General features: G+C 66.8%; 23 protein-coding genes. 9 read left to right on the forward strand and 14 right to left on the reverse strand.

The features are described 5' to 3' along the window. Positions 1-6: 6 nt before the first annotated feature. The 3 genes from BN996_RS16505 to BN996_RS16515 all read right to left on the reverse strand — a co-directional run bounded on the left by BN996_RS16505 (position 7) and on the right by BN996_RS16515 (position 3,285). Complete coding sequence (locus BN996_RS16505) at positions 7-726, reverse strand: cob(I)yrinic acid a,c-diamide adenosyltransferase (protein WP_089780898.1); 720 nt, start codon at positions 724-726, stop codon at positions 7-9. A 60-nt stretch (positions 727-786) separates the two neighbouring features. Then, positions 787-2,115, reverse strand: a complete 1,329-nt coding sequence (locus tag BN996_RS16510; protein WP_089780900.1) for a cobyrinic acid a,c-diamide synthase — start codon at positions 2,113-2,115, stop codon at positions 787-789. A gap of 159 nt (positions 2,116-2,274) precedes the next feature. Beyond that, a complete protein-coding gene (locus tag BN996_RS16515; protein WP_089780902.1) occupies positions 2,275-3,285 on the reverse strand; it encodes an AIR synthase family protein in 1,011 nt (336 codons plus the stop codon). Between the two features lie 177 nt (positions 3,286-3,462). On the opposite strand from BN996_RS16515, the gene BN996_RS16520 reads away from it, so the two are divergent. Both BN996_RS16520 and BN996_RS16525 read left to right on the forward strand, forming a co-directional pair. Further along, positions 3,463-4,509, forward strand: a complete 1,047-nt coding sequence (locus BN996_RS16520; protein WP_089780904.1) for a pyridoxal-phosphate-dependent aminotransferase family protein — start codon at positions 3,463-3,465, stop codon at positions 4,507-4,509. Between the two features lie 72 nt (positions 4,510-4,581). Then, the gene (locus BN996_RS16525) at positions 4,582-5,184 is read left to right on the forward strand and encodes a DUF2238 domain-containing protein (RefSeq protein ID WP_089780906.1); all 603 of its coding nucleotides are present in this window, start codon (positions 4,582-4,584) and stop codon (positions 5,182-5,184) included. A gap of 108 nt (positions 5,185-5,292) precedes the next feature. Here BN996_RS16525 and BN996_RS16530 read toward each other — a convergent pair whose 3' ends face one another. Next, positions 5,293-7,989: a glycoside hydrolase family 3 C-terminal domain-containing protein gene (locus tag BN996_RS16530; protein ID WP_167344160.1), complete on the reverse strand. Its 2,697-nt coding sequence runs from the start codon at positions 7,987-7,989 to the stop codon at positions 5,293-5,295. 266 nt (positions 7,990-8,255) lie between these two features. On the opposite strand from BN996_RS16530, the gene BN996_RS16535 reads away from it, so the two are divergent. Further along, on the forward strand, positions 8,256-9,311 hold the full coding sequence (locus BN996_RS16535) for a TrmB family transcriptional regulator (RefSeq protein WP_167344161.1): 1,056 nt from the start codon (positions 8,256-8,258) through the stop codon (positions 9,309-9,311). Positions 9,312-9,437: 126 nt separating this feature from the next. Here BN996_RS16535 and BN996_RS16540 read toward each other — a convergent pair whose 3' ends face one another. The 5 genes from BN996_RS16540 to BN996_RS16560 all read right to left on the reverse strand — a co-directional run bounded on the left by BN996_RS16540 (position 9,438) and on the right by BN996_RS16560 (position 15,743). Then, positions 9,438-10,526, reverse strand: a complete 1,089-nt coding sequence (locus BN996_RS16540) for a PhoU domain-containing protein (protein WP_089780912.1) — start codon at positions 10,524-10,526, stop codon at positions 9,438-9,440. A 234-nt stretch (positions 10,527-10,760) separates the two neighbouring features. Then, complete coding sequence (pstB, locus tag BN996_RS16545; RefSeq protein ID WP_089780914.1) at positions 10,761-11,729, reverse strand: phosphate ABC transporter ATP-binding protein PstB; 969 nt, start codon at positions 11,727-11,729, stop codon at positions 10,761-10,763. Between the two features lie 2 nt (positions 11,730-11,731). Then, a complete protein-coding gene (gene pstA, locus BN996_RS16550; RefSeq protein WP_089780917.1) occupies positions 11,732-13,354 on the reverse strand; it encodes a phosphate ABC transporter permease PstA in 1,623 nt (540 codons plus the stop codon). Beyond that, entirely contained in the window at positions 13,354-14,487 is a 1,134-nt protein-coding gene (pstC, locus tag BN996_RS16555; RefSeq protein ID WP_089780919.1) for a phosphate ABC transporter permease subunit PstC, read from the reverse strand. Before pstC ends, pstA begins: the two co-directional genes overlap by 1 nt. A gap of 62 nt (positions 14,488-14,549) precedes the next feature. Then, positions 14,550-15,743: a PstS family phosphate ABC transporter substrate-binding protein gene (locus tag BN996_RS16560; RefSeq protein ID WP_089780921.1), complete on the reverse strand. Its 1,194-nt coding sequence runs from the start codon at positions 15,741-15,743 to the stop codon at positions 14,550-14,552. A gap of 185 nt (positions 15,744-15,928) precedes the next feature. On the opposite strand from BN996_RS16560, the gene BN996_RS16565 reads away from it, so the two are divergent. The 4 genes from BN996_RS16565 to BN996_RS16580 all read left to right on the forward strand — a co-directional run bounded on the left by BN996_RS16565 (position 15,929) and on the right by BN996_RS16580 (position 18,997). Further along, a complete protein-coding gene (locus BN996_RS16565; protein WP_089780923.1) occupies positions 15,929-16,924 on the forward strand; it encodes a halo transducer protein in 996 nt (331 codons plus the stop codon). Between the two features lie 107 nt (positions 16,925-17,031). Next, positions 17,032-17,820, forward strand: a complete 789-nt coding sequence (sod, locus tag BN996_RS16570) for a superoxide dismutase (protein WP_089780926.1) — start codon at positions 17,032-17,034, stop codon at positions 17,818-17,820. Between the two features lie 222 nt (positions 17,821-18,042). Next, a complete protein-coding gene (locus BN996_RS16575; protein ID WP_042665527.1) occupies positions 18,043-18,225 on the forward strand; it encodes a hypothetical protein in 183 nt (60 codons plus the stop codon). 187 nt (positions 18,226-18,412) lie between these two features. Beyond that, positions 18,413-18,997, forward strand: a complete 585-nt coding sequence (locus BN996_RS16580) for an NAD(P)/FAD-dependent oxidoreductase (RefSeq protein ID WP_042665525.1) — start codon at positions 18,413-18,415, stop codon at positions 18,995-18,997. Positions 18,998-19,078: 81 nt separating this feature from the next. Here the strand turns inward: BN996_RS16580 and BN996_RS16585 are convergent, their stop codons facing one another. From BN996_RS16585 to BN996_RS16595, 3 genes are all read right to left on the reverse strand, one after another. Beyond that, entirely contained in the window at positions 19,079-19,744 is a 666-nt protein-coding gene (locus BN996_RS16585; protein ID WP_089780928.1) for an alpha/beta hydrolase, read from the reverse strand. Beyond that, on the reverse strand, positions 19,744-20,754 hold the full coding sequence (locus BN996_RS16590) for a ring-cleaving dioxygenase (RefSeq protein WP_089780930.1): 1,011 nt from the start codon (positions 20,752-20,754) through the stop codon (positions 19,744-19,746). Before BN996_RS16590 ends, BN996_RS16585 begins: the two co-directional genes overlap by 1 nt. A gap of 82 nt (positions 20,755-20,836) precedes the next feature. Continuing rightward, positions 20,837-21,589, reverse strand: coding sequence for a pirin family protein (locus BN996_RS16595; protein WP_089780932.1), 753 nt, complete (start codon positions 21,587-21,589; stop codon positions 20,837-20,839). 205 nt (positions 21,590-21,794) lie between these two features. Between BN996_RS16595 and BN996_RS16600 the strand changes: the two genes are divergently transcribed. Continuing rightward, positions 21,795-22,016: a hypothetical protein gene (locus BN996_RS16600; protein ID WP_042666572.1), complete on the forward strand. Its 222-nt coding sequence runs from the start codon at positions 21,795-21,797 to the stop codon at positions 22,014-22,016. A 27-nt stretch (positions 22,017-22,043) separates the two neighbouring features. Here the strand turns inward: BN996_RS16600 and BN996_RS16605 are convergent, their stop codons facing one another. Together BN996_RS16605 and BN996_RS16610 are read right to left on the reverse strand one after the other, a co-directional pair. Continuing rightward, positions 22,044-22,733, reverse strand: coding sequence for a hypothetical protein (locus BN996_RS16605; RefSeq protein WP_226908783.1), 690 nt, complete (start codon positions 22,731-22,733; stop codon positions 22,044-22,046). Between the two features lie 934 nt (positions 22,734-23,667). Continuing rightward, entirely contained in the window at positions 23,668-24,432 is a 765-nt protein-coding gene (locus BN996_RS16610; RefSeq protein WP_042666569.1) for an SDR family oxidoreductase, read from the reverse strand. 452 nt (positions 24,433-24,884) lie between these two features. On the opposite strand from BN996_RS16610, the gene BN996_RS16615 reads away from it, so the two are divergent. Further along, entirely contained in the window at positions 24,885-25,817 is a 933-nt protein-coding gene (locus BN996_RS16615; RefSeq protein WP_089780934.1) for a hypothetical protein, read from the forward strand. Positions 25,818-25,958: the final 141 nt, after the last annotated feature.

Here is a 25,958-nt window from a genome sequence, read left to right on the forward strand (position 1 = left end):
ACGCTCTCAGTACTCGGTCCCCTTTCTCGCGCGCTGGCCGGCGTCGATGGGGTGTTTCCCCTTTCGGACGTTGGTCACGAGGTCCGCGGCGTCTTCGAGGTAGGTCGGCTCCTCGTGGCTTCCGGTCAACACGAGTTCGAGGGTTTCCGGTTTCCGCTCCACGAGGTCGAGCACGTCGGCCTCGTCGAGCAGTCCCATCGCGACGGCGTAGAGGACCTCGTCGATGATGAGGAGATGAACGCCCGCTTCCGGCGGGCCGTCGAGGTCGAGCGGTTCCGAGAGGTCGGCGTCGGCCGCGGCGTCGACGACTTCGCGCGCCCGGTCGAGGCCGGCGGCGACCTGCGCCTCGTGGTCGTCGTCGTCGCTCCCGTCGGCCATGCCGGCCCAGCCGTAGTGGCCGAGGTTCTCGAAGGAGAAACCGGGCATCGCGTCGATGGCGTTGTACTCGCCGCGGACGGCCTCGACGGAGTCCGCGCCGCCCTTCAGGAACTGGAGCATGTGGACGCGGTAGCCGTGGCCGGCGGCGCGAAAGCCCATGCCCATCGCGGCCGTGGTCTTGCCCTTGCCGTCGCCCCACCACACCTGCACGAGGCCGAAGTCGTCGGGCGCGGCGGGTTCGATGGCGGCCGCCTCGGGGCGGACGCCGCGGCCGGGCGTGTTCGCCCGGACCGCGTCAGGGGTGGTCTCGTCGTCTGTTTCGGGGGTTTCGTCGGGTGTGTCGGTCATCGTTGGGTTCGAAGTCGGTGTCGCAGTCGGTCGTCGGTTGTCGGTCGGTGCTTGTCGCAGTCAGTCCGTCAGCCGCGAGACGAAGCGGTCGAACGCCCCGCTCTCGGGGTGGACGTGCGCGTACGTACCGAGAGTTCGGTACTCGGTGAGTCCCTCGCGGCCGTCGATGCCGGTCCCGCGCTCCACGTCGAAGGCGAACCGGGCGTCCGTCGCCGGGTCCGCCGACGAGTAGTGGAACTCGTGGCCGCGGAGCGTCTCGCCCGCGTCGGCGGTCAGCGTCCCGTCGGTCGCGCGGAGTTCCACGTGGTCGAGCGCCTGATAGCGCTCCCGCATCGTCACGTCGGCGGGGAGGATTCCGGCCATCTCGTGGGTGTCGCCGTCGGTCGTCGTCAGCGACTCGGAAAGCGCCATCAGCCCGCCGCACTCGCCGAACACCGGCAGGCCGTCGGCGGCGCGGTCGGCGAGCGCCGGGAGCGTCGGCGACGACGCGAGGTCCGCGGCGAACCGCTCGGGGTAGCCGCCGGGGAGGTAGACGCCGTCGCAGTCGGGGAGGTCGTCGCCGGCGACCGGCGAGAAGTACGAGACTGCGCCGAGCGATTCCAGTCTGTCGAGGGTCGAGGGGTAGACGAAACAGAACGCCTCGTCGCGGGCGACGGCGACCGTCGGGCCGTCGGAATCCGTCGCTCGGGCCGCCTCGGCCCGAACGCCAACTTCGAACTCCTCGGTGTCCCAGCCGGGTTCCCGAGCCACCGCCGCGAGCGCGTCGGCGCGAATCCCGTCGGCCGCGGCGTCGAGCGCCTCGTCGGACAGCGGGGCCTCGTCGCCGAGGTGGAGGCCGAGGTGGCGCTCCGGGATTTCGAGGTCGTCGCTCGGCGGGATTCGGCCGAGATACGGCAGTTCCTCGGGGAGCGCGTCGCGGATGCCCTCGGCGTGGCGGCCGCCGTGGGCCCGAGAGGCGATGACGCCGGCCACGTCGGCGTCGATGCCCATGCGGTCCGCGTAGGTTCGGAAGCCGTAGGCCGTCGCCGCGACGCTCTGCATCCCGGCTCTCGCGTCCGCGACGAGGACCACGGGGAGGTCGAGGAGGGCGGCGACTCGGGCGGTCGACGTGTCGCCGTCGTACAGGCCCATCATGCCCTCGACGACGCAGATATCGCCCTCGCCGCGGGCGTAGGTCCGGCGCATGCCGTCGTCGCCTTCGAGCCACGGGTCGAGACTCCGCGAGGGCTTCCCGACGACGGCGGCGTGATGCGAGGGGTCGATGAAGTCGGGCCCGGCCTTGGCCGGTTGGACCTCGTAACCCTCCCGTTCGAGCGCGCGGCACACCGCGAGCGTCGTGACCGTCTTCCCGACGCCGGAGGCCGTGCCGGCGACGACGACGCCTCTCATCTGGTCACCGCGGTCCGTGCCGCGGACGGGACTTCCGGCGGGTCGCTCGCGAGTCGAGACGGGCGTTCGGCAGTCATATCACCAAGTGGAATTTCAGTAGTCAAAGTTGTGTTGGGTTCTCCCGGCGTCGCCGGGTCGGTCAGGCGACTCGCGTTCGGCTCAGTTCCAGAGGTCGTACATGTCGTCTTCGACGCCGTCGGCGTGGTGAACCCCGTCGTAGACGACGCCCGCGGCCGATGCGGTCGAGTCCGCACCGTCGTCCGCGTTCGTGCCGTCGCCCGCCGCTTCGACGGTTCCGACGACCGTCGCCTCGATTCCCTCGGCGTCGAGGGCGGCGAGAACGCCGTCGGCCTCGTCTTCGGGGACCGCCGCGAGGAGCGCGCCGGAGCCGAGAATCCGCATCGGGTCGACGCCCATCGCGTCGCAGAGCGCCCGCGTCTCGGGGCGGACGGGCACGTCGTCGCCGTCGACCTCGATTCGGACGCCGGAGGCGCAGGCGAGTTCGACCAGTCCGTTGAGGACGCCGCCCTCGGTCGGGTCGTGCATCGCGGTCGCGGCGGGCGCGAGCACGGCGGATTCGGGGAGGACGCTGATGTCGTCGAAGAAGTCCGCGGCGCGGTCGACCGTCTCGGAATCGACGCCGGCGGCATCGAGGTCGGCGCGGAAGTCGGTGGCGAGGACGGCGGTGCCCTCGATTCCGGCCCCTTTGGTGAGAATCACCGCGTCGCCGGGGTCCGCGCCGCTCGTCGGGACGTAGCGGTCGGTCGGCCCCATGCAGGTAAGCGAGAGGAGCGGCCGCGAGAGCCCGGCGACCGTCTCGGTGTGGCCGCCGACGATGCTGATGCCGAGTCGTCGGGCCTCCGCGTCGAGTTGGGCGGTGATGTCGTCGAGGAGGTCCACGTCCGGTTCGGGGAGGAGAACGGTGCTCACGAGCCACTCGGGGACGCCCCCGCAGGCGGCCACGTCGTTGCTGGCGATGGCGACGCCGAGGGTGCCGATGCGCTCGGCGGCGAGCGAGATGGGGTCGGTGCTGACGACCATCGTTCCCTCGCCGGTGGCGACGGCGGCGGCGTCCTCGCCGTAGCCGGCCCCGACGAGCAGGTCGTCGTTGGGGGCCCCCGTCCGCGAGAAGACGTAGCGGTCGAGGTCCGCAGGTGAGAGCTTGCTCATACACGTGGCTGACGGCGAGGGCGCTTTTGTGCCTTCCCGTCCGTCGTCGGTGCGGACGGCCGCGTTCGACGCCCGCCGGTCGTCCGCATCGACCGCGACCGGTCGGCGTCGCCGAGGCGGTCGAGCGCCCGCCGCCGATGCCGTACTGCTAAGACGCTCTGTTCGCTACGGGGAGGCATGCTGATGACACCCGGCCCCACGGCCGTCCCGCCGCGGGTCCGCGACCGACTGAGCGAGCCGATGCCGAACCCCGACATCGAGCAGTCCTTCTTCGACACCTACGACGGCGTCTGCGAGAAGCTCGGGCGCGTCTACGGCACCGACGACGACGTGGTCGTCATGGGCGGCGAGGGCATCCTCGGCCTCGAAGCCGCCATCGCCTCCACGGTCGCCCCCGGCGACGACGTGCTCTGCGTCTCGAACGGCCTCTACGGCGACGGCTTCGCCGACTTCGTCGAGAGCTACGGCGGCGAACCGACCATCGTCGGTGCCGACTACACCGACCCGCTCGACGTGGCGGGCGTCGAAGCCGCGCTCGACGAGGGCGAGTTCGAGGTCGCCACCATGGTCCACTGCGAGACGCCGACGGGGACGCTCAACGACATCGCGCCGGTCCTCGAACGCCTCCACGACCACGGCGTGTTGACCGTCGTCGACGCCGTCTCCTCGCTCGGCGGGACGCCCGTCCCGAGCGAGCACATCGACATCAACCTCGGCGCGTCGCAGAAGGCGTTTAGCTCGCCGCCGGGACTGACGACGGCCGCCGTCAGCGACCGCGCGTGGGAGGTCATCGAGGAACGCGACCCCGATTCGCTCTACACGAACCTCCTCCCGTGGCGCGACACGAGCGAGGGCTTCCCGTACACCCACCTCGGCGCGAACGTCGCCGCCCTCGACGAGTCGCTGTCGATGCTCCTCGAAGAAGGGCTCGACGCGGTCTACGAGCGCCACGAGGAAGCCGCCGCACACTGCCGCGAGCGCGGGGCCGACCTCGGCCTCGACCTCTACCCCGACGCAGAGCGGAGCGCCCCGACGGTGACGGCGTTCCACCTCCCCGGCGAGGCGAAGCGCGTCCGAGCGGAACTCGAAGCCGAACACGACATCGTCCTCGCAACCGGGCTTGCCGACCTCGCCGACGACATTCTCCGGGTCGGTCACATGGGCTACAACGCCGACGTGGAGAAGGTCGACCGCGTGATGGACGCGCTCTCTTCCGTCGTCTGAGACCGCCGTCCCGTCTGCGACCGACCGCCGTCCGGCTGTCAACGTTTTTACCCGACGCCGACGACAGTCCCGATGAGAACGACCGTGACCGAGACGAGCGATTCGACGGGGCGGCGGCGGCGACCGGACGACGGAATCAGATACGCAATCGTCGTCGTGTTTCTGACCGGGCTCCGCCGTCGCAACCCGGCCGCGATGGTGAACGCCGCGTTCGCGCTCGCGGGCACGTACCTCCCCGACGCCTTCGAGCGACTGGTCGGCGTCGAGTTCCGCCCGTGGCAGCGCCTCTACGTCGAGTCGGCCATGCTGACTCACTCGGTCGGGATGCTCGGCCCCTACGACGACGTGTGGTGGTGGGACCACCTGACTCATGCCCACTCGGCGACGATTCTCGGCGGGGTCGTCCACGTGCTCTCGCGCCGCCGCGGCCGCGACCCCTCGACCCGCGTGCTCGCGGTCGTCGTCTGCGCCGGCGTGCTCTGGGAACTCGCGGAGTACGCCATCCATCGCGGGGCCGACGCGCTCGGCATCGACCCCGTGCTCGTCTCCTACGGCCGAACCGATACCGCGCTCGACCTCCTGTTTAACCTCGTCGGCGCGGCGCTCGTCGTCCTGTTCGGCGACCGCGCCCTGACGAATCTCGTTCCGCTGCGGGAGGACTCGGTGGCCGAGTAGGTCCCGTTCCGGTCCCGCGCGTTCGATAGCGGCACTGGGCGAATCACGCTCGACGCGCTCGAAGCGAAAGCGGCGACGCCGGACGCGCGGCCGCGGATTCGACCGCGCCTAGTTTCCTGCGCCACCCCTGTCGTTGCCGTCATCACCGTTAGCGCCCGAACCGTTCCCGCTGCGACCGTTACTCGCACTGTTCGCGACGTCGGGCCTGTCGATCACGTTCAGCGTGACGGTTTGGCGGATATCTCGCGACGAGTGGCCGACGAGCAGTTCGAACCGCCCGGGTTCGGTGACCCACGCCTCGTCGTCGGGGTGGAAAAACGCGAGGTCGTCGGGCGTCACTTCGAGCGAGACGGTGGTCCGCTCGCCGGGGTCGAGCGAGACCGTCTGGAAGGCGACGAGTTCCTTCGGCGGACGGTCGACGCTGGCCTGCACGTCTCTGGCGTACACTTGGACCGTCTCCGTCCCGGCGACGTCTCCCGTGTTGGCGACGTCGACGGAGAGCGAGGCGGTCTGGCCGTCCCCGACCGCTCCGGGGCTGAGCGTGGCCCTCCGGTACGCGAACGACGTGTACGACTCGCCGGCGCCGAAGGGGAACAGGGGTTCGATGGCCTCGTCGTCGAAGTGTCGGTACCCGACGTAAATCCCCTCGTCGTAGTAGACGTGGTTGTTCTCCCCGGGGAAGCGCCGGTCGGAATCCGGCTCGTTCGCGGGGTAGTCGTAGAGGTCAGCGCCGAACGTGACCGGCAACCTGCCGGCGGGGTTCGCGTCGCCGAAGAGGAGATTCGCGAGTGCCCCACCGCCCTCTTGGCCGGGGAACCACATCTGGAGAACCGTCGGGACGGCGTCGACCCAGGGCATCACCACGGGACCCCCGGTGTTGAGAACGACGGCGGTCGCGTCGTTGGCCTCGGCGACGGCCTCCACGAGTTCGTTCTGATTCCCGCCGAGACGCAAGTCCTCGCGGTCTTCGCCCTCCTCTGAAGACCCCTTCGCGATCACCACCGCACCGTCGGCGCTCGCCGCGGCCTCCGTCGCGAGGTCGAGGGGGTTTTCGTCCGGTCGGGCGATGCGGACGCGGAGATACGGTTCGTCGGTGTACTGGGTGCCCGCGACTTCGATAGTGACGTCGTACGCCTCGCCGTCTTCGACCGAGACGTCCCCGGTCGTCGATGCGCTCCCTCCGAGCGTACCGCCCTGATTTTCGACCACCTGCTCGCCGTCAATCAGGAGCCTGCTCGCGCTCGAACTGGCGACTTCGAACGAGACCGTACCGGACACCGGGGCGGTCCATTCGCCGGTCAACCGCGCGGAGAACTCGCTCGGCTCGACGCCGCTGACGGCCTCGATATCCTCGGAAAACAGGGAGTTCGACCGCATCGACCGCGTCGTGACCGGCTCACCGTCGAACGACGTGTTATCGAAGTACGCCGCTCGGAAGCCCGAGTCCCCCGTCTCCGGGTGTGCGACCGTCGAGACGTCGAGTGGCTGGTGTTCGGACGCTTCGACCGGCGTGACGGTGACGTCGTCGCCGACGAACGACTCGATACCTTCGAGCGGGCCGACGCGGCGTTCCGGCACCACGTCGGAACTCCCGCCACCGCCGATTCGGAAGCGGGACGGCGTTTGTCCGATGACCGCGAGTTCGTCTAGCTCGTCCGTCTCGAACGGGAGCACGTCGCCCTCGTTTTTGAGGAGGACCGCCCCGCGTTCCGCCACGTCCCGCGCGACTCGGCGCTGTGCCCGCCTGTCCACCGAGACGTCGGGCGCATCCCGTGTCTCCAAGCGGCCGAACCGCGCCAACTGCCCGAGCAGCCGTCGTACTTTGTCGTCGATTTCCGCCTCGTTGACGTAGCCGTCGTTGACGGCCTCCAGCAGGTCGTCGCCCCAGTAGGCCGGCCAGTTGAGGTCGAACGCGGGGTTCTCTCCCGGCGTCTCGACGTCGAGGCCGTTGTTCGCCGAGGCGACCGTCGAATGGACCGCCCCCCAGTCGGACATGACGAGGCCGTCGAAGCCCCATTCCTCTTTGAGAATCTCGTCAAGCAGTTTCGCGTGTTCGGTGGCGTACGTCCCGTTGATACGGTTGTACGCCGCCATGATTGCGCCGACGTCGCCGTCTTCGACGGCCTGCCGGAAACCGGGCAGGTATATCTCGCGAAGCGCGCGCTCGCTCACCTCCGCGCTCACACCGGGCAGGTCCTGCGACGGCCCACCGCGGTTCGTCTCCTGATTGTTGGCGACGTAGTGTTTCGCCGTCGCGATGATTCCCTCGGATTGAATGCCGTCGATGAACGCCGTCGCCAGTTCGCCGGTCACCGCCGGGTCCTCACCGAAGTACTCGAAGGCTCGCCCCAGTTGCGGCACCCGAACGATGTTCAGCGCCGGTGCGAGGTGGACGTCCTGATTGTTGGCGACGGCTTCGCGAGCGATGGCCGTCCCCTCCGTCTCGACGAGGCGCTGGTCGAACGTCGACGCCGCCGAAATCGTCGCCGGGAACGCCGTCTGCTGTCCCCGTCGAAGCCCCAGCGGACCGTCGCTCATCCGGACTTCGTCGATTCCGAGACGCTCGTTCGGCGGGAGATAGCCGGTGTCTTCGAGGAACGCGTCCTGTCCGGTGACCTGTGCCACCTTCTCTTCGAGTGTCATCTCGTCGATGAGCGATTCGACGCGGTCCGACGTCTGTGCGGCGCCGGTCTCCGTCGCCGACAACCCGAACGTGAGCGCCGCGGCACTCGCCGCACTCCCCCGCAGGAAACTCCGTCTGTCTAACTCCGTTTCGTCTGCCGTGTCTGTGTTCTCCTCTGACATCGCAAACGGGCAGATTAACCACATTAAAATAAATGTACATGATATATGAGGTAGTACTCGTTGAGAGTTTTATTTTGATATCGGATAGCTATTTTTTATTCTCAGTGAACGGCGATGAATGAACGGACGCCCCCGGATATAGTTTCAGAGAAACTGCGACAGACGCGATACACGTGCCGAATATCGGATTATTCCGATATCGGAACACCGCTTAGGATAACATTTATCCTCCGACGAGTAAACTATCGATGCCTAACTTGGTACAGATGTCTAATCCCGACGCGCTCCGCGACGACTTACAGCGGTTCGGCTTCTCCGAGAAAGAAATCGACGTGTATCTCTCGCTCGTAGAGCGAGGCAGCGCCGAACCGAAGACGCTCGCATCGGACGCCGGCGTTTCGACGAGCTACATTTACGAGGTCGTGACCCAGCTCGATTCGAGAAATCTCGTTCGAATCGAGGAGCATCAGTCGCCGGCGGTCGTCCACGCTCGACGACCCTCTGAGGCGTTTCAGACGTTATCTGCGAGACTCGACCGAATCGAGGACGCCGTCGAAGAGCGGTATCAGCAGCCACGAGCGGAGCCGATGTCGCTCGGCGTCATTCAGTCCCGACCGACGTTTGCGAGTCGACTCCGCGAGCTGATCTCACAGGCGGACTCGGAGATCCGACTCTCTCTGCCCTTTGCGTTTCTCTCCGAAGTCGAAGCGTCGCTCAAGTCCGCAGTCGAAGACGGCGTCTTCGTCGTCCTCCTGCTCAGTGAATCCGACTACGAGGCCCGGTCGGGAGCCGTTGAAGACGTCGCAACCGTCGTCAACCGAATCGATGCACAGTTACCCGCTTACGTCGCAATCGACGATGCTCGCGGACTCATCGCACCGCTGTCAGTCCTCGCGTGGGAACACGGTCCAGAGGAAGCGATCGAATTCACCAACCCGACCGTGACGGGCGTCGTCTCCGTCGCGTTCTTCGGTCTGTATCAGTCCTCGACGACGGTCATGCTTCGCCGCCCGAACACGCTTCCCCGGCGATACTCCGGTATTCGGCCGGCCGTCTACGACGCGGAGCTGGCGCGACGCCGCGGGCGGTCACTCCACGTGCGTGCGACGGTCCGCCCAACGGGAGCCGACGACGAGACCGAGACGATAGAGGGGCCGATAACCGAGATTCGGCAGAGCTTGATCGCTCCCACGAACAGCGAGCTGCTATTCGAAAACGCCTTCGAGGTCGACGTCGGGAATCGACGCGTGAGTATCGGCGGTGTCGGCGCGTTCATGGAGGATTACGAGGCCACGAGTCTGCTTCTGTACGCCGACACGTAATCGTCGGTCCCAACCGCCCCGTATTCGACAGCGTTCTCGCAAAGCTCGCAGTCACTGCTCACTTCGGGAGCGCACCTCCACGGCCGGTTCAGGCGCTCTAGAGTCGTTCGGACGTTCTGGAGTCGTTCAGGCGCTCTGGGTGTGTTCCGCTGCGTCGCGGCCGCCCTCGCCGACGGGCCGCTCGTCCATGTTGCGAGTTCGGACCGCCGTTCTGAGTCCGACCTCGGCGACGTTGCCGACGTGTTCGGCCGTCCGTTCGAGCGCGTGGAGGGCGTGCGCGAACCGGTAGTCGACCTCGGCGTCGCGCTCCTCGAACAGCCGCCGTTCGACGTCTTCGACGCCCGCGCGGACCCGGTCGCGCGCCGAAAGCGCCTCCCGCGCCGCGTCGGGGTTCTCGCCGTCGAACGCGACCTGTACCGCGGCTTCGAGCGCCTCGGGGACGAGCTCGGCGAGTTCGGACACCTCGTCGGCGACCCCCTGGGGTAGGGAGGCGGGAACCGCCGACGCGACGGCCGCGATTCGCTCGGCGTGGTCGGCGACGCGCTCTAACTCGCGGGCCGCGGTGTGGAGGCGGAACAGCTCCGGGCGCGTCTCGCCGAGGGCGTCTATCTCGTCGAGGCGGTCGAGCCCGCGGGTGAAGTGCCGGTCGACCATCGCAAACAGCCGGTCGGCGCGGTCGTCGCGCTCCGCGAAGCCGTCGAGCGGGGCGGCACCCGTGAGCGCGGCGGTCGCGTCGCGGTGCATCGAGACGGCGACGAACTGGAGCTGTCGGACCGACTGGCGGATGGAGACCTCGTTCGCGTCGAGGACGTTCCGCACCGTGACGGCCGCGTCCGACTCCTCCGTGATGGTCACGCCGACGAGGTTGCGGGCGACCCGCCTGACGGCCTGTCGCTGTGCGGCGTCGAACGTCCCGTCGGCCTCGACGACGACCTGCTTCGACCCGGCGGCGTAGGCCGCCCGGAGCGTCTGTTCGAGGAAGTCGCCGGCGGCGGAGTCGCGCCCGCCGCCCGCGTCACCCCCGCCGACGGTCACCGTGAACTGCATCGACGCGTCGTCCTCGCGCTCGGGTGCCTGTACGACCAGCACCCCGTCGATGTGCGTGTGGAGGTTGACGACGGTGCCGGCGGTGATGCCCTCGCCGTCCGCCCACTCTCGGGGGAGCGAGACGGTGAACGTCCCGTTGCTGACCTGCTGTATCTTGCGTGTCTCCATTGTGTTGGCGTGTCTGAAACCGTGTTGTCTGCGTGCCAGTTCCGCGGTGACGCCGACCCCGCCGCAGGGAGTGACTCGACTGACGAAAAGCGAGCGTCGCCGCCGACTGTCCGGCTTCGACGGCCGCAGGTCGTCGAGAACCGTCGTCACGTCGGGAAGTCGAAGTCGGCGTCGTCAGCGCGGGGACGCTCGGCGCGGGTCGGCGTCGGGTCGGGCCGGGGTCAACCCCGAACGTCACCCGAACTTGCCGCTGATGTAGTCCTCGACGCGCTGGCTCTGGGGGTCCTCGAACACCTGGTCGGTGTCGCCGTACTCGACGAGCTCGCCGCCGGTGAGGAACACCGCCGTCTGGTCCGAGATGCGCGCGGCCTGCTGCATGTTGTGGGTGACGATGACGACCGTGTACTCCTCCGCGAGGTCGTGGACGAGGTCCTCGATTTTCGAGGTCGCGATGGGGTCGAGCGCCGACGCCGGCTCGTCCATGAGGAGCACCTCGGGGTCGGTCGCCAGCGCGCGGGCGATGCAGAGCCGCTGTTGCTGGCCGCCGGAGAGCCCGAGGGCGTTGTCGTCGAGTCGGTCCCGCACCTCGTCCCACAGCGCCGCCTGCCGAAGCGAGCGCTCGACGAGTTCGTCGACCGCGTCGTCGTCGCTCCGGCCGAGTAAGTTGGCGAGCAGGCCGGTGTCGAGGTCGCCGTGCTTCCGCGGTCCGTAGGAGATGTTGTCCGCGATGCTCTTCGGGAACGGGTTCGGCGACTGGAACACCATGCCGACGCGTTTGCGGAGTTCCACGAGGTTGACGCCCTCCTGGTAGATTTCCTCGCCTTCGAGCCGGACCGAGCCGTCGATGCGCGCGGCCTTGATGCGGTCGTTCATCCGGTTGAGACACCGGAGGAACGTCGATTTCCCACAGCCCGAGGGGCCGATGAGCGCCGTGACGCTGTTCTCGGGAATCTCCATCGAGACGCCTTTCAGCGCGTGGTCGTCGCCGTAGTACACGTCGAGGTCGGAGACCGAGAGCTTCGCGTCGCCCTCGAACTCGTGTTCGACCCACTCCTCGCGGGTCCGCTCGCGCGTCTCGCCGCTCGTGACTTCGAGCGGCTGGTCGGTGCCGGGGCTCGCGCCGCCGGCGAGTTCGCCGTCCGCGGTCTGTGCGTCGTCCGTCGTCGCCTGTGCGTCGTCCGTCGTCTGTCTGGTTTCGCTCATGGTTAGTCGTGCTGAAGTTTACTCCGGAAGTAGTACCGCGTCGCGATGCCGACCGCGTAGAAGCCCAAGACGACCACGAGCAGGATGAGCGCCGTCGCCCACCGGAACTCGTCGATGGCGCTGATGTTCGACGACTCCCCGACGCCCGCGGTGATAAGCGAGTAGAGCTGATACGGGAGCGCCGAGGTCGCCCGCATCAGTTCGGGGTTGGTCACGAACGGCGGCGAAAGCGAGAACTGGAAGCCGCCGACTACGTCGACCGTCTGGCTCCCCGGCGGAGCGACGCTCCCCGACATGGTCAGGAGAATCGGGGCGGTCTCGCCCGCGATGCGGCCGACGCCGAGGATGATGCCCGTGACGATGCCCGGAAGCGCCGCCGGGAGGACGATGCTCCGAACCGTCTGCCACTTCGTGACGCCGAGGGCCGCGCTCGCGTCGCGGTACTCGTCGGGGACCGCCAGCATCGACTCCCGACTCGTGATGACGACGAGCGGGAGGAGCATGAAGCCGAGCGTGAGCATCCCCGCGAGAAGCGACTTCTGGTTGCCGAGCCGGGGGACGAGAAACGCCAGCCCGAACAGCCCGAAGACGATGCTGGGCGTGCTCCACAGCCCGTTGGTGGCGACTTCGACGACCTGCGTGAAGCGCCCGCGGTCGGCGTACTCGGTGATGAAGACGGCCGCGCCGACGCCCAGCGGGACGGCGAACAGCACCGCGCCGACGACGAGCCAAACCGTCCCCGCGATGGCCGGAAGGACGCCGTTCACGTCGTTGAGGAGCGCGACGCCGTTCATGACGAACGGCCACGAGACGGGCAGCGAGAACGTCACGCCGACGAGCGTCACTTCGGGGCCCGCACCCGCGCCGAGCGCGAGGCCCTTGAACAGCCCCGGCAGGCCCTTCAGGACCGTGAACGCGACGAGGAGGAACAACAGCGCGATGATGGAGATGGCGTTCAGGTAGACGAGGACGTACGCGCCGACGTGGCGGCCGCGCGCGCCGAACCCGCCGTAGGCCTTCGCGGCGGCCCAGCCGACGAGCAGGGAACAGAACGCCGTCACGACCGGAATCGTGAACTCGGCGTTGAACGACGCCTGCTGTTCCCACCCGAGGTCCCACGCCCACGACGGGCCGATGACGCCGGTGAGGAAGACGACGCCGGCGAACGCGGCGAGCGCGCCGGCGGGGAGCGTCGAGCCGATGTCCTCGCGGGGGAGCGCGCTCACCGCGAACGCGACCCCGCCGCTGAGGAGCGACGCGGCGACCCACCCGGCCGTCCCGAGCCCGAGCGTCTGCGAGGCGACGAGGCCGCCGACGACGAACCAGATGAGCGCGAACGCGCCCGAGGCGACCAGTCCGGCGGTCGGTCTGGGGTTGGTGGCGACGTAGCCGAGTCGGGAGCCGACGCCGAAGCCGACGACGGCGAGCCCGAGGAGGACCAACAGCCCGCCGAGGAGCGCGACCATCGGCACGCCCGCGACGGGGTCGGTGATGGTCACGAGTTCGAACACCGACGCGAGCGAGAGGGCGAACAGCACCGCCGCCAGTCCCACCGCGCCGGCGGCGACCGCTTCTGTCTCGGAGGTGTCCTCGCTGACGAGCGCGGTGTCGGTCGCGCCCGCCATCAGTCGGCACCTCCGAGCTTCCGGCGCATGCGCGCCTCGATGTACTGCGACCCGATGCTGAGGAACAGCACCGTGACGAACAGGATGACGCCCGCGACGAACAGCGCCGAGAGCTGGAGGCCGTCGGCGTCGCCGTAGTTCGCCGCGATGAGCGACGTGAGCGTGTCGTTACCGTAGAAGACGTTGTACAGCGGCTTCGTGAGCTTCGGACTGCCGCGGAGCATCACGGTCGCGGCCATCGTCTCGCCGATGGCGCGCCCCACGCCGAGGAGGACCGCGGCCGAGACGCCCGAAAAGGCCGCCGGCAGGGTGATGGAGGTCATCGTCTGCCAGTCGGTCGTGCCGAGCGCGAGCGACCCGCTTTTCATCGATTCGGGGACGCTGTTGAGCGCGTCTTCGGCGACCGAGACGACCGTCGGGAGCGCCATCAGGCCGACGACGATACCGACGAACAGGTACGTGCCCTGCCCGAGGATGTCGAACTGGTCGGCCGCCCACGGGCTGAGGATGGTGAAGCCGATGAAGCCGTAGACGATGGAGGGGATGCCCGCCAGAATCTCGACGCCCGGCTTGACGACCTCGCGGACGGTCCGCGGCGCGATTTCGCTGAGGAAGAGCGCCGCGGCCACGCCCAGCGGGGCGGCGACCGCCGTCGCGATGATGGTGACGAGCACCGTCCCGTGAATCATCGGGACGAGCGAGTACCGAATCGGCGGCGTCACCGGGCTCCAGCGCGTCTCGATGAAGAGCCGCAGGCCCGGAATCGGCACGCCGAAGACGTTCACGGTCGCGTACTGCACGGTCGGCCACGCCTCCGCGAAGATGAAGACGAGGATGAGCCCGAGGACGAGGATGGTCGAGACCGTCGTCGTCAGCGTGAGCACGCGCGCTGTCAATTCTTGGTGTCTGAGCCAGCCGTAGCCCGTCGCGACGAGGAACACCGCGAACGGGACGGCCGTCAGCGACGAGACGGCCAGAAAGCCCGCGAACGCCGCGAGGAGCGACACCGCCGCGACCGCGACCGTGACGAGTGCGCCCGGCGGCGTCTCGTCGACGAAGTCGCGACCGCGCCGGAGCCCTCGCCGAGCCGCCGCTCGGAGGCCGGCACCGTCGGAGTCTGGAAGTACGTTCATGATTGGAGCGTCGATGAATGGAAAGAACGAGGTTCAGGAACCGCGACCGCGTCCGAGCCGCGTTACGCTTGGCTCGGAAGCTTGTCCTTCTCGGACTGGAGGTCCTTGTCAGGCAGCGGGATGTAGTTGTTGTCCTCGACGAACAGCTTCTGACCGAACGTGGTCAGGAACATGTTCATGAACGCGGCTTCGCGCATGTCCGTCCCGCTCGGGGTGTCCTCCGTGATGGTCGTGTACTGGTGGAGGTCCCGGTTCAGCGGGTAGTCGCTGTCGAAGATGGTGTGCTCCGCGCTCTTGTCCGGCGCGTAGAGCGTGCCCTCGAAGTCGATTCCGACAGGGATGACCTCCGGGCCGGTGAACGCGAGTGCCATGTACGCGATGGCACCGTCGTTCTGCTGGACGACGGTCGCGACCTGCTGGTTCTGGCCCTTCCGGGTGTCGACGCCCTCCATCGAGGCGTCGGCGCTCCCGAGCATGTTGAGGCGGAACGAGGTGTCCGTCCCGGAGCCCTCCGCGCGGCCGACCACGTAGATTTCCTGGTCGTGACCGCCGACTTCGCTCCAGTTGGTAATCTCGTTCTGGTAGATCTGGCGGACTTCCTCGCCGGTGAGCTCCGTGACACCCGCGTCGTGAACGTCCTTCGAGACGACGACGGGCTGGCCGTCGCGGCCGAGGACGTGGTCCACGTAGTTCGCGTCGCGCTCTTCTTCGCTGATGCCGAGTTCGGCCGTGATGGGGCCCGACGAGTTACCGATGTCGACGAGGCCGTCGCGGACGGACTTACAGCCCGTCCCGGAGTGGCTCAGGCCGATGGACGTTGCGAACGCGGGGTTCGCCTGCGTCTCGGTCGGCTCGAAGCCGTAGAGGGATGCGAAGTAGTCGGCCAGACGCATGTCCGGTGCGCCGAGTTCGTCCCAGCCGGGGACGGTAGATTCGTCGCTCGAACCCCAGTACTCGCCGTCGCTCGGCGGCGCGTTGGAGTTCCAGTAGGAGCTCCCCTTGTTCGCGATGGGGTACACCGTCGAGGAACCCTCGGCGGTGAGCATCTGCGGCGCGCTCGATTCGCTCGTCTCCTCGGGGGTCGAGGTCGTGGTCTCCGGAGCGTCGGTCTCCTCTGCTTCGGTCGCCGGCGCGTCGGTCTCGGGGCTGGACTGCCCCGAACAACCGGCGAGCCCCGCGACGCCCGCCGCGCTCGATGCGACGAGGAACTGCCGACGTGATACGCTGCCTGCCAACTTCTTGGAATCTTGCGCCATCACGTGGTCAGACCCGGTTTTAAATAAAATGCGTTTATAATACCACTTTAGTTCTATCAGAGTCCCACGTAACACTAAGAGACGAAATAGTTCGATATTAGCGCACACATCAGTACGGAGAACTATATACGCGAACGTAATCGAGACGACAGAAAATATAACGGGTGCCGAGATACGTACGCACGATGGCCCAGCAGGACCGAAACATAGGATCCGAACGTATCGTCGGTCTGTCGAAATCCGCGGCGGTCGAGCGCGTCGTGGACGCGGACGAGTCCCGAGACCCCGACACCGTTCGGGCGGTACTCAGTCACGTGACCGAAGACGGCGTGGTGACGGCCGACGGCGTCGATTCGGCGGTCACGGACGCGTCGATGATTCTCTCGACCGCGGAGACCCGCGTCGAACTCGCGTCTATCGACCTCGACGACGCCCGCGAGGCCGCCGGCGACGACGCGGCCATCGGTGCCGTGCGGTCCCGTCTCGACGTGTTCGAGGCGACGGTCGCGAACGCGAACGACCGGGTCGAGTCGCTCGGCGAGGAGCTACGGGGGCTCTCCGACTGGCGCGACGACCCCCGGTCCGTCTACGACGTCGTGCTCGGACTCCGGGAGGTCGCGTCCGAGTCGCAGGCGCTCACCGCGCACGCGGACAACGTACAACTCGACATCGAGGAGTTCGAGCGGTGGCTCTCGAACCGCGACGTTCGCGTGCGCGGGGTCAACGGCGACGTGGCGGCGCTCGAACAGTCGCTCGACGGACTCGAAGACCGGGTTGAGGCCGTCGCCGACGCGGAGAGTTCCGAAGACAGCGCCGACGCCGCCGAGGACGCTAACGACGACCGCGCGACCGAGTGGTGCAACGCCGCGCTCCGCGCCCGCGTCTCCGACCTGTTGGTCGAGGACGTGCGGGCCGAACTCGCCGACCTCCGGAAACTGGCTCCCGAGTCGGACGCGGAGACCGACGGTCTCGACGAGGCCGCCGCCGACCTCGCCGACCTCGACGCCCGCGTACAGCGCCTCCGCGGGCGACTCGACGACCTCGCCCGGTCGCCGTGGACCGACGAGTACGGGGCGCGAATCGAGTCGTTCGAGGCGACGCTGGCGGCGTTCGAACCGCCGGTGTCGTGGGGGGAAGTGCAGGCCGAACTCGACGACGCCAGAGTTGATGACGAGGGGTAAGCGAGCGCCCGAGACCATTTGAAATCACACATATCACATCCACTACGTAAATCGCGTTCAGCGAACGTACATATGTGTTCGGTCCCTCGGTCTAACTGCGAACACCAATGTCAGACTACGAACTTGACCCCCTCCCGTACGAGTACGACGCGCTTGAGCCCCACATCTCCGAGCAGGTGCTGACGTGGCATCACGACACCCACCACCAGGGCTACGTCAACGGCTGGAACGCGGCCGAAGAAACTCTCGCCGACAACCGCGACGCGGGCGAGTTCGGCTCGTCCGCCGGCGCGCTCCGCAACGTCACGCACAACGGCTCCGGTCACATTCTGCACGACCTGTTCTGGCAGAACATGTCGCCGGAAGGCGGCGACGAGCCCTCGGGCGCGCTCGCGGACCGCATCGCGGAGGACTTCGGCTCCTACGAGGCGTGGAAGGGCGAATTCGAAGCGGCGGCCGGCGCGGCCGGCGGCTGGGCGCTCCTGGTGTACGACTCGTTCTCGAACCAGCTTCGGAACGTCGTCGTCGACAAGCACGACCAGGGCGCGCTCTGGGGTAGTCACCCGATTCTCGCGCTGGACGTCTGGGAGCACTCGTACTACCACGACTACGGCCCGGCCCGCGGTGACTTCGTGAGCGCGTTCTTCGAAGTCGTCGACTGGGCGCTCCTGGTGTACGACTCGTTCTCGAACCAGCTTCGGAACGTCGTCGTCGACAAGCACGACCAGGGCGCGCTCTGGGGTAGTCACCCGATTCTCGCGCTGGACGTCTGGGAGCACTCGTACTACCACGACTACGGCCCGGCCCGCGGTGACTTCGTGAGCGCGTTCTTCGAAGTCGTCGACTGGGACGAACCCGCCGCTCGCTACGAGCAGGCCGTCGAACTCTTCGAGTAACGCCGCATCGCCGACCCGGCGCGCTTCCCGCGCGACCACCACAGGTTACCGTGAAAGGGTGCCTCACCGAGGGCATCCGGCGGGGTGGGTTCACCCCGCCTGACCGGCACCCTTCTGCCGAACGTCCGGCGTATCTCCCGGCAAGCGGCGCGACCGGGCGCGCTCGGAACCCACTTTGTTTCAATTAAAATTCATAACTACGCGGGAGGGGATGTGCGGGTAATGAGCAACCCACCGTGGACCGCCGAATTCGCCGCGCTGAAGTCCGACTGTGCCGCCGAACTCGCCGCGCTACTGGAGGAATACCCGCAGCCGGTCGTCTACGAGGTGATGAGCGAGATGCTTCGCCGCGAGATGCGCGACCAGTTCGCCGTCTCGTTCGCCGAGTCGCAACTGGAGGAGTAGACATCGAAGCGTCACGTCGGTCGGTTCCGGGCTCGGCCGACGCGGCGAATCGCCTCGCCGGTCCGTGTTCACGAGGAGGACGCCGAGGACTGCGCCGAGACACACGCCCGGGGTAGAACGTAACCGAGAGGAACACAAAATATCCGCTTTACCGAGGTTCTTTATCGAGTGCGCTAGTGCATTGGGCATGGCAGACGTAATCGTCATCGGCGGCGGTCCCGCTGGTCTGACAACCGCTCTCTTCACCGCCAAGAACGGGCTCTCCACGACGGTCTTCGACACCGACGAGACGTGGATGCACAAGGCGCATCTGTTCAACTACCCCGGAATCGGCTCCGTCGACGGTTCGGACTTCATGGAGACGCTCCGCACGCAGGTCGACCACTTCGCCGCGGAACGCCATCAGGGCGAGGAAGTCACCGACGTGAGCGAGAGCGACGACGGGTTCGTGGTCGCGACCGACGACGGCGAGTACGAGGCTGACTACGTCGTGCTCGCCACGGGCGCGAACCGCGACCTCGCCGAGGCGCTCGGCTGCGCGTTCGACGACGGAATCGTCGACGTGGACGTGACGATGGAGACGAGCGTCGAGGGCGCCTACGCCACGGGCGCGATGGTCCGCGCCGAGGAGTGGCAGGCCGTCATCTCCGCCGGCGACGGCGCGGCCGCCGCCCTCAACATCCTCTCGAACGAGAAGGGCGAACACTACCACGACTTCGACGTGCCCGCCGACGCCGAGTCCACCTTCGGCACCCTCGTCGACGAGGTCTAATCCACGCACTCGGTCGCGTCTCGACCGCGGCCACGCACGCTCGTTTTTTCTTCGCCGACCCCCCGAGACCCGTCTGTCCAGTCAGTCGAGTCGCTCGATGAACGAGTTGGTAACCCGGACTTCGTCGTCGTTGATGGCGTGGCCCAGTCCCTCGTACAGCCGACTCGTCGCGTCGGCTCCGCGCCCCGCGAAGATTCGGGCCGACGCCTCGACTCGGTCGGCGTCGACGCGGGGGTCGTCGCGGCCGCTTCCGAAGAAGACGGGCGTGCCGCCGAGGCCGCCGTCGCCGGTTCGACTCCCGAGGTCGGGTCCGAGAAGGCTCCCCGAGAGCGCGACGAGGCCGCCGTACCGGCGGGGGTTCCGAACCGCGAACTCGGCGGCGAGACACGCGCCCTGCGAGAACCCGAAGAAGACGACTCGCTCGGGCGGAACTCCGGCGTCGGCGGCGATGTCGAGCGCGGCCGACACCCGGCCGAGCGCCGAGGAGAGCCACGGTTCGTTTCGCTCGATGGGACCAGCGGCCGGGGCCGGATACCACGAACTTCCGGCGGCCTGCGGCGCGAGATACATCACGCCCCGATGGAGGAACTCGTCGACGAGCGTGAGGGCGTGCCGCGCTTTCGACCCGCGGCCGTGGAGCACGACGACGGCCGCGTCGGCGACCTGCGGCGGCGCACCGGCCGTCGCAATCTCCTGTCCTTCGTGGGGGTCGGTCGCGGACCGAGGCGCGGTCGGTCGGGGTGACATCAGTTCGACCCGCCGTCGCTACTGGGTCCAACGCCCGCGGTGCCCTCGTCCTCACCGTCGTCCCCGTCGTCGCCTCCAACGCCAGTCGGCAGGTCCAGCGGACGCAGTTGGCTCCGTATCATCTCGCGGTCCTCCTCCAGCCACGGCGGGAGGTACAGCGACTGACCGAGCGTTTCCGGGTCGACATCGAACGTGAGCCCGGGGCCGTCGGTCGCGAGCTCGAACAGGATGCCGCCCGGTTCGCGGACGTACAGCGAGTGAAAGACGTGTCTGTCTTTCACCCGCGACCGGTCGTAGCCGCGCTCGCGGAACAGGTCGTGCCACTCGTACAGTTGGGCTTCGTCCTCGACGCGGACCGCGACGTGATGGATGCTCCCCGCGCCCTCGCGGCCGAACTCGCCGTCCCGGTCGAGGAGGTCGACGGTGGTCGCCCGGTCGCCCGGCGCTCGGTAGCGGACGCGGTCGCCCTCCTGTGCGACGAGGTCGAACCCGAGCGTGTCGAGGACGCTGGCGGTCACGAAGGGATTCGTCGAGTGGAGCGTGACGCCGTGGATGCCGCGAATCGCGCGCTCCGCGGGGACCGGGCCGTCGGTCCACGGTTCGACCGACGATTCGCCGGTGACGAGTTCGAGGTCGGTCCCGTCGGGGTCGGAAAACCGGATGACCGTCTCGCCGAACCGCTCGAACGGGCCGTCGACTTCGATGCCGCGGTCGGCGAGGCGGTCGGCCCAGTAGTCGACGGCCTCGGGGGGAATCACCAGCGACGCGGTCCGAATCTGCGGCGTCCCGGGGCGTCCCGGCTCCTCGGCGGGGTACGGGAAGAACGTCAGGGCCGTTCCGGGCGACCCGGTCTCGTCGCCGTAAAACAGGTGGCGCGTGAACTTCTCGTTGAAGTTCACCGTCTGCTTGACGAGGCGCAGGCCGAGCGTCGTCGCGTAGAAGTCGACGTTCGCCTGCGCGTCGCGGACGATTCCCGTGACGTGGTGGATTCCGGCGGTGTCTGTGAGCATCGAGTTGGGTGGAGTGTTCTGAGGGACGGCGGGAGCGATGGCGATGGCGCGACGGGGACGGTTCGGCGCGTCGGGACCGCGGTCAGCGACCGATGGTCCCCTGTCGGGTGACGGGCGCGTCGGGGTCGACGAGGAAGGCAACGACGGTGGCGTCCTCGTCGGCGGTGAGCGTCACGCCGGCGTCGTCGACGAGCAGGCCGCTTTCGGTCTTCCCGAAGCGCGTGCCCGCGGCCTCGACCGCGCCGTCGAACACGTAGAAGTACGCGTCCCGGCCCTCGATTTCGGGGAGGTCGGCGCTCGACCCGGCGTCGAGACGGAGGTCGAAGAGGTCGACCTCGTTGCGGACGAAAAGCGGCGCGTCGGAGCCCTCGGGGCCGAACAGGTGCCGCCACTCGCCCTCGACGGGGGCGTCGATGGGTTCGTGTTGGACGTTTGGCTCCAGCCCGAGACTGTGGGGCCGGACGAACATCTGGAGCATCCGCAGCGGCGGGTCGTCCGCGCGGGTGAACTCCTCGTGCCAGAACGTCTCGCCCGCGTTCATCACCATCAGGTGGTCGGCGTCGGTGACGAGGTCGTTGCCGTCTTGGTCGCCGTGGCGCATCACGCCCGCGGGCACCCACGAGATGATTTCCTCGTCGCGGTGGGGGTGCATCGCGATGTGCGTGTCGGGGTCCATGAACGACTCGACGATGGTCGCGAGCGGGCCGTAGCCGTGGTCCGCGTGGTCCGGGAGGGCGCGTCCGGGGAAGTTGAAGTAGGTCCGGAACTTCCCCTGATTCTGGGAGACGTCGGTTCGCTCCGCCTTGTAGAGCTTCGTCTCGGAGCCGACTTTCATTACGTGCGCACCTACGCGTCGACTCTATATACCTTCTCGGCGACGTGACCGAAAGCAGGTGACGTCGGTGTCACCGGCGACGGGTCTCGGAACCACCGACGAGTGACGGTCGCGAGTGGCGGACGGCCACCGGCGTCGACAGTCTGGTTCCGGCTCGACCACCCGGTGGCAAACGTTTTGTTCCGACAGCCGACAGGATAGCTGAATGGAGACGAGTCGATGGACGCCGCGGCAAAGCTGGCTGTTCGTCGTACTGAGCGGCATCGTCGCGACGGGAGTGGTCTCCGTATTCGGCCCGGCCGACGCTGGCGTCCCCGCGTCGGTGGCCGTCGGGGGCGTGGTCAGTCTCATGTTCGCGGTCGGCTACGCGGTCTCCAACGAGCGGGTGAAACAGGTACTCCTCGATTTGCTGTCGCTTCTGCCCTGAGACCGCCCTCCTGAGCGGCCCACGCCGTCACCACCCCTGCCGAAGCACGAAGGCGGCGTGCCCGAACACGGCCAGCAGGAAGGGAACCGAACCGGCGGGCCAGACGACGACCGTGCCGAGCGGAATCGCACCGAAAAAGAGCGCGGTCACGGCGAACCGAACCCACACCCAATCGGCCGATTTCGGCGTCGAATCCGCACGAATCGACACGTCGTGTCGTCGGAGCGTTTCGCGGAACCGGGATTCGACCCCGTCCGGAACGAGAAACATCGAGGGCTTGTTGACGACCGATTTCCCGTAGGACAGTCGGACTGCGGTCCGGTCCCTGAGGGTCACGAACCGAGCGGCTTCGACGTCCGCGAGCGACGTGGTCACGTCCTCGTCGCTCCGAAACAGCGAGGGGTCGCCCATGTGGTAGGTGCTTTCGAGCCCGCCGGCGTCCCCGTCGACCGTGACGCTCATGCGGACGAACCGCTCCGAACTCTGGAGGACTGCCGTCAGTATCACCGCGCAGTACATACTGTACACGAACGGGCCGCTGTCACCGGCCAGCGCCCCGAAAATCAGTAACGCGAGGGGAGCAACGGCGAACACGCCCCACCACAACACGCGGCCGAAGTCGACGCCGTTGAACGCGATTCGCATCGGGAGACCCCGCAGTCCGTTCACGTCCGCGGTCCACGCTATCTCGGGTTCGGTCTCGTTGGAATCGCTCACTCGTCATCGGATTGCGCGCGCTGGTATAATCCCCGCGGTACTCTCGGGGTGCCACTTCCGCGACCGTAGTTCGTCCGGCATTTTGCGCGGTTCTAATACTATTTTTTTCTGATATATCTTACATAATATTGTGTTTTGAATGATTTCTGTGAAACGTCGACTGACTCCTTCACACACGCGAACTGGTGTTCATACTCCGCGATATTTTAGGAAATAAGCCGTCTATCGGTTGAATATCAGCGGATACCATCTGGGTGGAACGCTCTCGACCGCGACGGAGAGCCTCTCGCTGTCATCGACGAGCGACACAATTTCCGACAGACGACAGTTCAAAAATCCAGCGGTAGAACGCTCCTGTCTGGAATTTTCGTATCGGTTGTATATCCGGTTGGAGATAACTCCTCCAGAGATTATTGCACTAACTATAAAATACTGAGTTAACAGTTTAACAACTTTTTTCGGCTTCGACCACCGTGACGTCGTCGCCTCCATTCCGATGTAGTTTCACTCGTAATGCGCCCATTACTAGCGCGATTCATCCTCGGGGGCTTACCTCCCGGGGCACGGACGGTGAAACGTGACAACGGGGGTCGATTCGAGCACGCCCGACTACCGTCCGGCTTGGGACTCGAAACACACTGAATTACAGATGTATCTGTGTCATCTCTCACATGTGTTCAGACCGATACCGACGTTATTACTGGTTTTTGGTAGTCGACGTCCAGTCTCGGTTCCGAAAGTATCACTCCGTTCGTCGAACACGCGGCGTGGTGGGCGCTCTGCGGGCCATTAACGCGGCCGGCCGAACACCGCGTTCGAACCGAACGAAGGCTCTATTTACGGCCAATCAAGGGACGTCCGGGCGTGTCGAGCACCCCCGCAGTGTCGCCGCGCCGTCGAAACGCGGCCCCGGGGGGGAACTGTTCGAAGCCGATTAGGGCTGGACCTGGTCGAGGGGGCGGATGAGAACTTCGTTGATATCGACGCGCGCGGGCTGGGTGACGACGAACGTGATCGTCCGCGCGATGTCCTCGGGCGCGAGCGCGTCCATCGTGCCGACGTAGTCTTTGACGTTCTTTTGGACCTCGTCGTCCGGGATGTGGTCGAGCAGTTCCGTGTCGACCGCGCCGGGTTCAATCGACGAGACGTGGATTCCGGCCTCGGCGACGTCGAGTCGGAGCGAGTCGCTGAACATCTTGACGCCCGCCTTCGCGGCGTTGTAGTGCGAACTGTTCGCCTGCAGGAACCGGCCGACGACCGACGAGAGGTTGACGATGTGGCCGCTTTCCTGTTCCATCATCGTCGGGACGACCGCGTGCGTGAGCGTGATGAGGCCGGTCAGGTTCACGTCGATGGTCGTCTGGAGCGTCTCGCGGTCCGCCTCGCCGATGTGCGCCAGCGGCATCAGACCGGCGTTGTTGACGAGGATGTCGATGCGACCGTACTCGTCGAGGGTCGCCTCGACGAGGTTGTCGATGTCGTCGTCGACCGTGACGTCTGTCGGGACGACGAGAGCGTCTCCGCCGTCGTCTTCGATGGTTGCGGCGAGCTCTTCGAGTTCGCCTTCGCGGCGGGCGGCGACGACGACGCTGGCACCGCGCGAGGCGAGGGATTTGGCGGTCGCGCTGCCGATACCCGACGAGGCGCCGGTGACGATTGCGACCTGCCCGTCCAGTTCCGAACCGAATTCTTCTGACATCACCTGTTAGTAGTCACCTTACTGGCTTCCCGGTTATGCTATCTGGAATGGGTGTTTAAGTAATCCCGTTCCCGAGCGCCTCGTCTCCCGGCGGTACCCGCGGTGGCGGTACGGTGACTCGGACCAGAAAACTCGGCTCCCGCGGTCGGTACGAACCGGGTTGCGGTCGCGTCTCGCAGAAAGGCTAAAACCGACCGCCTTGTGCCGTGCGGCGCTCGTCAGCGGAGCGTCACTGATCAAATCGCAATTGGTCGGACTCATCTCCGTGGTCGTGGTCGGCGTTGTCGACGCGATGCCTCGCTGATTGGGTTCGTCGGAAACTCAAGGTTGCTTCCGATGAGATTCGCCGTGGATGAGTCGGCAGAACGGTACGGCAGTCTTGGTTCCCTGTTTCAGTTGACTGTTCACTTAACCGAACAATTATGTCGGTGATGGGTGAGTGACGAGTACAGATGCGTACGAGGAACGCGTTCACCCGAGGGAAGATACTCGGACTCAAGGGCGTCGGCGTGTTCGCCGACCACCGGCGTTTGCTGTTATTCCCGCTTTTCATCGTCGCAATCGGGTCGGTCATCTTCGGGGGAATCTACGTCGGCTACGAGAGTCGGTGGCTCGGTCGTGTGCTGCCGGGCCTTCCGGCTGGGCTGCAGTTCGCGTTGCTCGTCGTGGGTGGTCTCGACCTCCTTCTCGTTTGTTCGGTCGTCGTCAACGCGTGGCTCGTGGCGTACGTGGCTCCCCTGCTTCAGACTGGCGAGGCGTCGTTCGGTACTTCCCTGTCACGCGTCGGCCGCGCGTGGCAATCGGTCTGCTTTCACGCGGCCGTCGTCGGCGTCATCGGTGGGCTGCTCACCATCCTTGAGCGTGACCGCGGGTCGGTCACGGCGACGCTCACCGCGACGGTGCTGTCTGCCTCGTTTACGACGCTTTCGTTCTTCGCCATCCCGTCGGCCGTGCTCGATGATGCAGGTGTCTTCGAGATGTATCGCCACAGTCTCCGGACCGTTCGGTCGAATCTCGGCGAGACACTCGTCGTCGCACTCGGTGTCAAGACTTTCTTCGCCATCCTCGGACTCGTCCCTCTCATTATCGGGCAACTCGGCGTCGGGATTGTCGTCTACCTCGGCGCGGCGGAGTTCCAGCAAATCGTTGGACCAGTAGTTGGGGCAGTCCCCGCGTCCGACCTCGTTCCCCTTCTGGGTGCGCTCGTGGTGTTCGGCTCGATGTTCCTCACGTGGACCGCAGGGACGGCCGTTTCGAGTGTCGCGAAGACGGGGCTATATCTTACCTACACGACTGACTACGAATTTATCGACATCTCGTCGCTCCCGACGGGGCGGTTCTTCGAGACACAACCGACTCACACGACGCCCATCTCAGACGCCTAAACGGCCATATAGTCTCTCGAATCGCGTTATCTGGACGTGCTGTTCACGATACTCGATTGGAGTCGCGAACGGGTGTCTCGGGTTCACGACTCCCAGTGACGGCATCCCTCTCCTGAGTTCGAGGAGTCGTTCGTGGCGTTG

The organism is Haloferax massiliensis (genome assembly GCF_001368915.1).
Lineage (GTDB): Archaea > Halobacteriota > Halobacteria > Halobacteriales > Haloferacaceae > Haloferax > Haloferax massiliensis.